We start from the raw sequence: 9808 nt of genomic DNA on the forward strand, positions 1-9808 counted from the left end.
AATAAACCGGCAATAGCTTTACCAATACCTGTTGATGCGCCGGTTACTATAATTGTTTGTTGTTTCATGATCTTTTTTTAAGAATTGTCATTTAAATTATCTTTTAGCTGTTATCCCTTTTTCGCGGAGTACAGATACCTGTTCGCCTGCATAACCCCAGTCATCCAGTTCAATTTCCTGTATAACTACATGGGTTAGTTTTGGGTCTTTATCCAATACTTCGGTGATCAGTTTGGTTACTCCTGCAATAAGGGTTTGTTTTTGTTCGCGGGTAACACCTTCGCGGGTTACTTCAATTTTTACGTATGGCATGGCTTTTAAATTAAAAAGTGGATTCTGCGGTTAATTTCACATCAAGTTCAAACTCATTATAAATGAGTGTATCGCCCAGGTTTGTAAAAAAGTTACCAGAACGAAACTTCATGTTGTATTTGGTACGGTCTACCACTATTTTGCCTGATGAGGTAATTACATCATCTGTTATCACCACATCTGCAAGGAAGCTAACGGGATGGGTGATGCCTTTGATGGTTAAATCACCACTAATTACGTATTTGCTATCGTCGATGCTATTGGCATTAGTAATAGTAAATAGTGCTTCAGGAAAGCTGTCTGCAGCGAAAAAATCTTCAGAGAACAGGTGGCCTGCAAACTGATCGTTAGTAGCCTGGTCTGTAATATCCAGAATTTTAATAGAGGTAGTGTCGATGATAAAATTTCCGCCGAAGAGCTTGCCGTTATCAAGAACAAGTGTGCCTGTTTTAATGGAGATAGTACCATTATGCGCGCCGGTCACTTTTTTGCCGGTCCAATCGATGTTGCTTTTTGTAGTTGCAACTTTAAAATTTTTAGTTTCCATTTCTTTATGTTATCAATCGTTAATGATTTGATAAAACAAATGTCGGCAGGAAACCGGAGGTGCCTACGTGATGTATATCACATTCTGCAAAGATTATTTATGAGCGTGATAAAGCCTGCTTAATGTTTCCCTGGAAACGCCCAGATAAGCGGCTATGAGGTGTTTAGGAACCAGGTTATAAAGCTGGGGATATAAGGATAGCAGCTCTTCATAACGGGCTTTGGTATCGTTATTCATAAACGATAACAGCCTTTTTTGTGAAGCCAGGTATCCCCGGTTTGTTCGCCAGCGAAAAAAGTGTTCGGCCTGGTGCAGCTCGTTACATATTTTTTCACGATCATGATTGGAGAGGCAAAGCACCTCGGCATCGGTGATACAATCTATACTGATGGTAGCCCTGGTATGGTTGTACAAAGCGCCATAATCAGATGTCCACCAGGTGGGCATGGCAAATTGCAGAATGTACATTTTAATCTCATCGTTAATGAAAAAGGCTTTTAGGCAGCCCGAGATAACAAAGTATTCGTTGTCTACTTTATCGCCCTCGCTAATTACTACCTGCCCTTTTTTGTAAGATTGAGCTTTGAAATGCGAAAAAAGATAATCAAACTGCTCATCGGTTAGGGTGGCTGTTTTGGCGATATGCTGTTTTAGTATTTCTTTAGCATCCATTGTTGCTACCTGTTTTCGAGCCAATTTAAAAAATTGCTGGTTTTTTCTTTTCCAATTAACAGTTTATCGGGACTTGGGATAGTGAGCGTGACAAATAGTTTCCTGTCAAAATAATGCTCTACTTCTTTAACGGCACTAAAATTAATGAGATATTGCCGGTTTAGCCTGAAAAATTGCTTGGAAGAGAGCATGCTTTGTACCTGATCAAGCGATTGAGCAAGTGAATACTCCTGCTGTTGAAAGGTCATGATAGTAGACGAGTCATTCCGGATATAAATAAAGGCGATCTGGTCTGTTTGTACAGTAGTGTATTTATTGTTCTTAAAAACCAGGAAGCTTTTTTTTCCCTCATCGGGCCCCAGCTTTTTTAATAGCTCATCCAGATCGGGCTGTGTGTTTTGCTGGAAAAAGTTTTTAAAGTTGTCAACCTTTTCAAAGGCATCATTTAGTTCTTTTTCTGAAAAAGGTTTTAATATATAGTCAATACCATTAGCCTTAATAGCATCCATTGTGTATTCGCCATATGCGGTGCAAAATACAATAGGGCAATGAATTTTAACCGACTTAAAGATCTCAAAGCTTAATCCATCGGAAAGTTGAATATCCATAAAAATAAGATCAGGTTCTTCATTTTCAGAGAGATAGTTAACGGCGCTTTCAATGCTTTGTAACTGTGCCGTGATTTTTGCTGTCGGCCTTATTTTAGTAATAAGGTTGGCCAGCGACTTTGCTGCTTTGATCTCGTCTTCAATTATTACGATTTTCATGTATGATAGGAAGCTTTATTCTGAACGATGTTTCTCCGAGCTGAATTTCGACTTTTTTATCTAAAAAGTGTGTATAACGCTGATTAATGTTTTCAAGGCCCAGTCCGGTAGACGCTTCGGGGGTTCTTTTCAGTTGCAGATGATTTTCAACCACAATGGAATCGACTTCTGAATAGAGCTTAATTTGCAGCGGACGATCTAAAGATACGATGTTGTGTTTGATGCAATTTTCAATTAAAAGTTGTAGCGTAAAAGGCGGTATAAAAGATTGATACTGATCCCTATCAATATTAATAGAAAGATCGATGCCCTCCTCAAAGCGGGCTTTTAACAAAAATATATAAGCATCCAATATTTCCAACTCTTCAGAAAGTTTGATCAGGTCCATTTTCCGGCTTTCAAGCGTGAACCGGTAAAAATCCGACAGTTTTAAAATAAAATCTACGCTGTGGGCATCATTGCTTTCCACCATATATTTTAAGGTGTTTAAGCTGTTAAATAAAAAATGTGGGTTTACCTGTTGTTTAAGCAGTTCGTATTGCGCGCCCAGGTTGGCGGCTTTGGTACGTTCCAGCTCAATACCTACCTGCTGATTTTGGGAACTTTGGTACACCAGGTGTACAAACATGTAAAACATAACGTTCACCAGGATACCCCTTACCTCGAACATCAGCATTACCGGGCCAAAATTAATGTGCGATAGCAAATACTGCTGAATGCAGGCTAAAATAAACATCACTACTATTCCTAAAACCAAGCCTTTAACTAAGCGTGTGGTGGAAAAACCATTGGCAGCATCGCGCGATGAAAATGCAGGGAGTGTTTTGATATTATAATACCATATAAAAAGCGCGAATAAAAATGTTACGGTCGAATCTACAAGTGCTTCATAAGGATTAAAATGCCGCTCGGCAATTTTGGGGACAGACATAAGTGCACCCAGAAACAGAGAGCTTAACCAAATTATTTTATTCGAGATCTTAAATGTTTTCTTTTTCATAGCATGTGTAATCAAATATAGCATTCAAATAATGATAGCCTATCAAAACCCGGTGCTGTTACTAATTTATGGTATGAAAAGAATGCTACACCATATATAATACGTGAACCGGACAATATTAAAGCTGAGGCAGGCATTTGAGCCATTTTCATATTCTGATCTCTAAAATCTTCTCTATAATGGATGGGTTTGAGGCCGTTCCGGTTCAACTCTTAATTTGTCCACCTCCTGCTATAGTATGTCCGCCTGGGCCATTTTTAGCTAATTGATCGGCCGTTTTCAAGGTAAATTTGACTAACAAATAAAAAAAGAAACATGAAAACTATAAAATCTTTAGGACTATCAGCTTGCTTTATGACCATATTAGGGCTTGCCGCTTGTGGGCAAAATAACGGATCAACTAAAAAAGACACCGCGAAAATTAGTGGGAAAGGCTTTGCAGTATTAGAGCTATTTACATCAGAAGGTTGCTCGAGCTGTCCACCAGCCGACGAGTTACTGGCCAAAATACAGAAAGAGGCCCAAGGCAAAGACATTTATTTATTGGCTTACCATGTTGATTATTGGGACAGATTGGGTTGGAAAGATGTATTCAGCAACGCCGAGTATTCAAAAAGACAAGAGCAATACGGGCGCTGGTTTAATTTATCACAAATTTATACGCCGCAGCTTATTGTAAATGGCAAAGCCGAGTTTGTAGGATCAAACGAGGCTGCTATTCGTAATGCCATATCAGACCAGTTATCAACCAAGGCAAATGTAAACCTGGTACTTCATGCACAGCCGGATGGCGGCGGGCTTAAGGTACATTACCAGGCAAGCAATATTGTAAAAGGTAGTAATTTATTGATTGCCGTAGTGCAAAAAAATGCTCAAAGTAAAGTGGAACGCGGCGAAAATGCAGGTAATACACTATCGCATGTGCAGATTGTTCGTAAAGTACAAAATGAGCCTTTAAGTGCCACCGGTGAGGGTAGCAGCATAGTTGAATTACCAAAAGGGTTTGATACCCAAAATTGGGAAGTATTGGGGTTGATACAGGATCAAAGCAATGGTGAAATTTTAGGAGCTGCCAAAGCTGACCTGGGCGTTAACGCTAATGCAAAAAAATAATATCCACCATATTAATAAAGGAAATCATGAACAAGTTTAGTAAATACGGGCAAAGCAGACTACTTATAGGCTTAGTTTCAATGCTATCTATGTCATTTGCTACCAGTGCTGTTGTTGAAAGCAATCCGCAAAGCTGCGGAATGATCAGCACCATCAAAAAGAAGAAGAAAAATAACGATCTGATAGATGAAGATTTTTTGTCAACAGATCATACAATCAAATCTTAACAACAAATATCATGAAAACAATATTCGCATTTGCTGCAGGGCTGCTTTTTAGTCTATCAGCCAGCAGTCAAATTTTAAAACCCGTTAAATGGAGTTACGCGGCCAAAAAAACTTCGGCAACAGAAGCTACTGTTTTGATCAAGGCAACTATGGGCGATGGCTGGCATATCTATGCGCAAAAGCTACCAGAAGGTGGGCCTTTAAAAACAACCTTCGCTTTTGCCGCTGACAAATCGTTCAGTTTAAAAGGGAAGGTTGCTGAGCCAAAACCGCTCACCAAGTTTGAAAAAGTTTTTGGCAGTAATGTTAACTACTTTGAAAAGGAAGTAATATTTCAGCAAAAGATAAAACTGACTGGTGGAGGAACAATTGTTAAAGGGACCGTTGAATTTATGATCTGCAGCGATAAACAATGCCTTCCGCCACAAACAATAGATTTTTCAATTCCTGTTAGTTAAGGAATTATTAGTTAAGAAGTAAAACACAAAGGGGAGCTGTCATGGTTCCTCTTTTTTTATTGATTTTATATGCAACAAGGCAATCCCATGTGTTTGATTTTGTCCGGTTCAGGCTTTGTTTTGTCTAATTCAACTAAATGATTCTTTTAAACAGGTGCCTGCGGGGATATTTTTATATAAAAACCAGGTAAAATGAAACTCACTACACGAAAAAAAACCATTGCCGCATTTATTACAATAGCCTTAACTGCCATAGTAATTGTATCTGTAAATTCCAGTATTGTAACTAACCCGCCTGTTACCGGCGAAGTTGAGGTGCCATTGCAGGTAAAGCAAATATTTGAGCGTGCCTGCTTCAGTTGCCATTCTAACAAAACCAACCTGAGCTGGTTTGATAAATTACCTGTAGTATCTTCTATAGTGGCCCATGACGTTACCGAAGCCAGAAAACGGTTTAACTTTTCAGAATGGGATAAGCTATCGCCGGTTGATAAAAAAGCAACCCTTTGGGAAATTTACAACATGGTTAATGCGGGTAAGATGCCCCTCAGATCTTATACAGCTATACACCCGGAAGCAAAGGTTTCAAAAGCAGATATTTCCATTCTGAAAGATTACCTCAACACTTTAAAAGTAAGCCATATCAATGATACTGCTATAGCGCATGAAACAATAATTCAGCGGCTTCAATGGCAAAAGCAACAAGTTGCCGCCGATACCCTGCATGTTTCTGCCAATGGTATAACATATATGCCCGAATACCGTAACTGGCAAGTTATGAGCACCACATCGCGTTTTGATAATGGTACAATGCGCATTATGTATGCAAACCCTATAGCTTACCAGGCTATAAAGAGCAAGAACATTAACCCATGGCCAAACGGTTCTGTAATAGCAAAAGTAGTTTGGGAAAAACGGGAAGACAGTGAGGGCAATGTACACCCGGGGAAATTTGTAAATATCCAATACATGATAAGGGATAACGATAAATATAAAGATACCGAGGGGTGGGGATTTGCAAGGTTTGATACCCCTAAATTGAAACCCTATGGTACAATATTAAGCTTTAAGAAATGTATTGCCTGCCACCAGGTGGTAAAAAAAACGGGATTTGTATTTGATCTGTCCACTAAAAATTAATCAGCTAAACATAACATATATGAAAACTTATATTCTGCACCTATTAGGAGCATCCCTGGCAATTATTGCGTTAAGTGGTTGCACAAATGATAGTAAAAAAGTTACTCTCAGAGAGTTTGAATTTAACGATAGCGGTTTAAAGGTAATTACCAGCTATGTAAACGAAAAGGCAGGTACTATGTCAATCCTGTATGGTAACGAAGCTGCTTTAAATTATAGCATAAAAGGAAACGGCGAGCACGTAACAGGCGAAGTTTTTAAGCAGGTTACATTTAAGCAGCAAGCCCATGAGTTTTGGTACGGAAGCAGAATTAATGGCGCATTACAGCAGGTAGAAACCATAAATACCGTACTACAGGGGGCAAACGTAATTCCAGTGTATGCTATTCAACATTACGGGCCAAACACTGCTAAAGCCGAAGATAGATCGGCACGAATAAAGTTTATTCTTAGTCAGCAAGCATCTGTGTTTCCGTGATTGAATGTTAAAAAATCCGGGTATTAAAAGCAAGTTAATCACTTGCTTTTTTTGTGCTTTAGTTTTTGGGTTGATGCTTGATTAAAGTAAAGAAAGAGGGTGTTTTACCCTACTGGATATTGTCATTACCCGGCCAATATAATATTAACCAGAGCTTTTGAATAGCGTCAGAGCTATCAATATTGACGCACCGAACGTATGTTATGCATACCGGTAATATTGTATCAGGAGGAATCACTACTAACAACAAAAGGAGGAAAGAATTGACAATTCTTTCCTCCTTTGCTTTGAAATTGATCCTTGTTCGGCGTTTACTTTTTAGAAGTTGCTGCTGCTTCAATAACGGCTAATACTTCTTTAGGGTGAGAGAACATAACCACATGGCTCGATTCAATTTCTGTGGTTTTAGCATTGATTCGTTTGGCCATAAAACGTTGTAAGTCGGGGTTTATAGCCCTGTCATTTTTTGTAACAATAAACCAGCTGGGTTTTTGTTTCCATGCAGGGGCTTCGCTTTTATCACCAAAAATAGATTGAGAAGCGGGTTTTTGTGTAGCGAAGATCAAGCCTTGTTGTTTTGCGTTTAGGTCCTGGGCAAAAACATCTTTTACGCCATCTTTAGATAGATATAAAAAGCCGCCTGTGGGCACTAAATACTTGGATAGTGTTGTCGCCGGTGCATTGGCAGATAAGGTAGGGATAGTTTCCCCGGCATCAGGCGCAAAGGCTGCAATGTATACCAGTGCTGTTACTTTAGGGTCGTTACCGGCTTGTGTAATTACAAAACCACCCCACGAGTGTCCAACTAATATAACATTCCCCGGCGCTTGCTCTATTGCCCTTTTAGTAGCGGCAACATCGTCGGCCAGCGAGGTTAAGGGGTTTTGTACGGATAGTACGTTATATCCTTCTGCTTGTAAGGCGCTGATCTGATCTGTCCAGCCCGAACCATCGGCCCATACACCATGTACAAAAATAATAGTTGGTTTTGCGGCAGAAGGTGCCTGTGCATATATGTTTGCTGATCCCAGCAACGCCAGGATAAAAAATGATAGAATTTTTAAAGTTCTCATTGTGGAATGTTGTTAAGTTTTTTGTTTTTATTAAGGTTTGTTAACCGTGTGATCGTATTATATCTCAATAAGAAGTGATTGATAAAATATGTTATTGAACAAAAATGCCCGCTCGTATTTATCGGCGGGCTATTTCTGTGAAGGCATTTATTAGATAATATTTAGCTCTACATTGATATTGCCTCTTGTTGCTTTAGAGTACGGACAGGTTTGGTGAGCAGCTTCTGCAAGGGCCTGGGCTACTTCGCGGTCTATACCTGGCAGGCTAATGTTAAGGCGTGCCTGAAGGAAATATTCTCCATCTACGTTACATAAATCTATTTCAGCATCAATAGCGCGGTCGGCCGGAAGAGCGATCTTCATTTTGGCCGCTGCAATGCCCATTGCGCCTATGAAACATGCTGACCAGCCAGCTGCGAATAATTGCTCTGGATTGGTACCGGTACCTGATGTGCCCGGAGATGAAAGCTTAATGTCAAGACGGCCATCTGAAGTACGTGATGCGCCTTCACGGCCACCTGTTGTGTGAGTTTTGGCTGTGTATAAGGCTTTTACGGTTTGGGGGGTGTTTGTTGTAGTTTCCATTGTTTTAAATTTTATGTTTTTGTTTTTAATTGTTTGAATTGATAGGTCAAAGATACCCTCATACCGGGCTGTGGCCTATCACCAAATAGGTTAAGTGGACTAAATTGATGTTGAACTGGTCATTTTTAAATCTGAATTATTTCCGGTTAATCGCGTTCAGTTCCCTGTATTACTTAGCGTAGCCATCAACTTCTATAACAGCATCGGCAAAGGCCTTTGGAGCCTCCTGAGGCAGATTGTGCCCGGAACCTTTGATAATACGATGCGTGCGTTTTTCCGAGAATTTTTTTGCATAAGATGTGCCGTCTGTAGCAGGGGCAACACCATCCGAATCGCCATCAAGCGTAATTGCAGGCACAGTAATAACCGGGCCTTCGGCAAGTCTTTTTTCCAGCGCATCGTATCTCGACTCGCCTTTAGCAATGCTTAACCTCCAGCGGTAATTGTGTATCACAATATTAACGTGGTCCGGGTTGTTAAATGCTGCTGCTGTACGGTCGAAGGTGGCATCATCAAAGTCCCATTTAGGGGAAACGGTTTGCCAGATGAGCTTATTAAAATCGTGTCGGTTAGCTTCATAGCCTGCACGGCCGCGTTCTGTGGCAAAGTAATACTGGTACCACCATCCGCGTTCGGCAATCGGGGGCAATGGCTGTTTGTTGCGCTCCAGGTTGTTAATAAGATAGCCATTCACCGAAACAATGCCTTTGCAACGCTCGGGCCAAAGCGCAGCGATAACGCAGGCTGTGCGTGCGCCCCAATCATAACCGGCAAGGATAGCCTTTTGTATTTTTAGTGCATCCATTAATGCGATAATATCTTCGGCAACTGCTGCCTGCTGGCCGTTTCTGAATGTGCCGGCCGAAAGAAAAGTGGTTGTACCATGCCCGCGCAAATACGGAACAATAACCCTGTAACCTTCTGCAGCCAATAAGGGGGCAACATCTACAAAGCTGTGAATATCATATGGCCAGCCATGCAAAAGAATCACAGCGGGGCCATTGGCAGGGCCTGCTTCAGCATAGCCAACATTTAGTAGGCCGGCATTAATTTGTTTAATGGTACCGAATGATGTGTTTGTTCCGCTTTTGATTAAGTTATTACCTGCTGCTTGGGTCTTAACGGTTTGTGCATTAGCTGAACCCGTCATAGCAAGCGGGCCAGCGGTAATGGCGATGGCCGCGGTGCTTATAAAACGGCGGCGATCAAATTTAAGTTCTTCAGACATGTTTGTATTTATTATATATAGGGTTGTTTGTTGGGTATCTTTCTTTGATTTTTAGATCAGTATTGCAGCGGTTGACATGCAAAAACGACGCACATAATATGTGCGCCGTTTTTAATATTTATCGTAATGTTTTGAAAGCTGCACGAAGCTCTTCAGCAAATAGCTGTGGTTCTTCCCATTGTGCAAAGTGACCGCCTTTATTTACCTC

Annotated in this window: 13 protein-coding genes; 5 read left to right on the plus strand and 8 right to left on the minus strand. The window is 40.5% G+C overall.

Annotated elements, in window-relative coordinates; genetic code table 11:
- Positions 1-96: 96 nt before the first annotated feature.
- From JWQ85_RS21510 to JWQ85_RS21530, 5 genes are all read right to left on the minus strand, one after another.
- On the minus strand, positions 97-312 hold the full coding sequence (locus JWQ85_RS21510; protein WP_256540892.1) for a 4-oxalocrotonate tautomerase family protein: 216 nt from the start codon (positions 310-312) through the stop codon (positions 97-99).
- Between the two features lie 10 nt (positions 313-322).
- Positions 323-859, minus strand: a complete 537-nt coding sequence (locus tag JWQ85_RS21515; protein WP_299471678.1) for a YceI family protein — start codon at positions 857-859, stop codon at positions 323-325.
- 93 nt (positions 860-952) lie between these two features.
- The gene (locus tag JWQ85_RS21520; RefSeq protein ID WP_299471680.1) at positions 953-1531 is read right to left on the minus strand and encodes a Crp/Fnr family transcriptional regulator; all 579 of its coding nucleotides are present in this window, start codon (positions 1529-1531) and stop codon (positions 953-955) included.
- 5 nt (positions 1532-1536) lie between these two features.
- Positions 1537-2298 (minus strand): LytTR family DNA-binding domain-containing protein, encoded by a 762-nt coding sequence (locus tag JWQ85_RS21525; protein WP_299471682.1) that lies wholly within the window; start codon positions 2296-2298, stop codon positions 1537-1539.
- Positions 2279-3298 carry a sensor histidine kinase gene (locus JWQ85_RS21530; protein WP_299471685.1) on the minus strand — a complete coding sequence of 340 codons (1020 nt, stop codon included), beginning with the start codon at positions 3296-3298 and terminating at the stop codon, positions 2279-2281. The genes JWQ85_RS21525 and JWQ85_RS21530 overlap by 20 nt, the downstream gene beginning before the upstream one ends.
- Before the next feature lie 315 nt (positions 3299-3613).
- On the opposite strand from JWQ85_RS21530, the gene JWQ85_RS21535 reads away from it, so the two are divergent.
- From JWQ85_RS21535 to JWQ85_RS21555, 5 genes are all read left to right on the plus strand, one after another.
- Positions 3614-4411 (plus strand): thioredoxin family protein, encoded by a 798-nt coding sequence (locus JWQ85_RS21535; RefSeq protein WP_299471687.1) that lies wholly within the window; start codon positions 3614-3616, stop codon positions 4409-4411.
- Between the two features lie 26 nt (positions 4412-4437).
- A complete protein-coding gene (locus JWQ85_RS21540) occupies positions 4438-4638 on the plus strand; it encodes a hypothetical protein (RefSeq protein ID WP_299471689.1) in 201 nt (66 codons plus the stop codon).
- An 11-nt stretch (positions 4639-4649) separates the two neighbouring features.
- Positions 4650-5096, plus strand: a complete 447-nt coding sequence (locus JWQ85_RS21545; RefSeq protein WP_299471691.1) for a protein-disulfide reductase DsbD N-terminal domain-containing protein — start codon at positions 4650-4652, stop codon at positions 5094-5096.
- A 192-nt stretch (positions 5097-5288) separates the two neighbouring features.
- The gene (locus JWQ85_RS21550; RefSeq protein WP_299471693.1) at positions 5289-6236 is read left to right on the plus strand and encodes a heme-binding domain-containing protein; all 948 of its coding nucleotides are present in this window, start codon (positions 5289-5291) and stop codon (positions 6234-6236) included.
- A 19-nt stretch (positions 6237-6255) separates the two neighbouring features.
- Entirely contained in the window at positions 6256-6714 is a 459-nt protein-coding gene (locus JWQ85_RS21555) for a hypothetical protein (protein ID WP_299471695.1), read from the plus strand.
- Between the two features lie 311 nt (positions 6715-7025).
- On the opposite strand, the gene JWQ85_RS21560 is transcribed toward JWQ85_RS21555, so the two are convergent.
- The 3 genes from JWQ85_RS21560 to JWQ85_RS21570 all read right to left on the minus strand — a co-directional run bounded on the left by JWQ85_RS21560 (position 7026) and on the right by JWQ85_RS21570 (position 9600).
- A complete protein-coding gene (locus JWQ85_RS21560) occupies positions 7026-7787 on the minus strand; it encodes an alpha/beta hydrolase (RefSeq protein ID WP_299471696.1) in 762 nt (253 codons plus the stop codon).
- Positions 7788-7937: 150 nt separating this feature from the next.
- Positions 7938-8372 (minus strand): organic hydroperoxide resistance protein, encoded by a 435-nt coding sequence (locus tag JWQ85_RS21565; protein ID WP_299471698.1) that lies wholly within the window; start codon positions 8370-8372, stop codon positions 7938-7940.
- Between the two features lie 169 nt (positions 8373-8541).
- A complete protein-coding gene (locus JWQ85_RS21570) occupies positions 8542-9600 on the minus strand; it encodes an alpha/beta hydrolase (protein ID WP_299471700.1) in 1059 nt (352 codons plus the stop codon).
- Between the last annotated feature and the right edge of the window lie 208 nt (positions 9601-9808).

It is taken from the genome of Mucilaginibacter sp. (assembly GCF_028288105.1).
In the GTDB taxonomy this organism is placed as follows: Bacteria; Bacteroidota; Bacteroidia; order Sphingobacteriales; family Sphingobacteriaceae; genus Mucilaginibacter.

Excerpts from the sequence above, each read along its gene's own strand:
- JWQ85_RS21510 (WP_256540892.1), bottom strand. The coding sequence starts at position 312 with ATGCCATACGTAAAAATTGAAGTAACCCGCGAAGGTGTTACCCGCGAA.
- JWQ85_RS21540 (WP_299471689.1), top strand. The coding sequence starts at position 4,438 with ATGAACAAGTTTAGTAAATACGGGCAAAGCAGACTACTTATAGGCTTA.
- JWQ85_RS21525 (WP_299471682.1), bottom strand. The coding sequence starts at position 2,298 with ATGAAAATCGTAATAATTGAAGACGAGATCAAAGCAGCAAAGTCGCTG.
- JWQ85_RS21545 (WP_299471691.1), top strand. The coding sequence starts at position 4,650 with ATGAAAACAATATTCGCATTTGCTGCAGGGCTGCTTTTTAGTCTATCA.
- JWQ85_RS21560 (WP_299471696.1), bottom strand. The coding sequence starts at position 7,787 with ATGAGAACTTTAAAAATTCTATCATTTTTTATCCTGGCGTTGCTGGGA.
- JWQ85_RS21555 (WP_299471695.1), top strand. The coding sequence starts at position 6,256 with ATGAAAACTTATATTCTGCACCTATTAGGAGCATCCCTGGCAATTATT.
- JWQ85_RS21570 (WP_299471700.1), bottom strand. The coding sequence starts at position 9,600 with ATGTCTGAAGAACTTAAATTTGATCGCCGCCGTTTTATAAGCACCGCG.
- JWQ85_RS21550 (WP_299471693.1), top strand. The coding sequence starts at position 5,289 with ATGAAACTCACTACACGAAAAAAAACCATTGCCGCATTTATTACAATA.
- JWQ85_RS21530 (WP_299471685.1), bottom strand. The coding sequence starts at position 3,298 with ATGAAAAAGAAAACATTTAAGATCTCGAATAAAATAATTTGGTTAAGC.
- JWQ85_RS21565 (WP_299471698.1), bottom strand. The coding sequence starts at position 8,372 with ATGGAAACTACAACAAACACCCCCCAAACCGTAAAAGCCTTATACACA.
- JWQ85_RS21520 (WP_299471680.1), bottom strand. The coding sequence starts at position 1,531 with ATGGATGCTAAAGAAATACTAAAACAGCATATCGCCAAAACAGCCACC.
- JWQ85_RS21515 (WP_299471678.1), bottom strand. The coding sequence starts at position 859 with ATGGAAACTAAAAATTTTAAAGTTGCAACTACAAAAAGCAACATCGAT.
- JWQ85_RS21535 (WP_299471687.1), top strand. The coding sequence starts at position 3,614 with ATGAAAACTATAAAATCTTTAGGACTATCAGCTTGCTTTATGACCATA.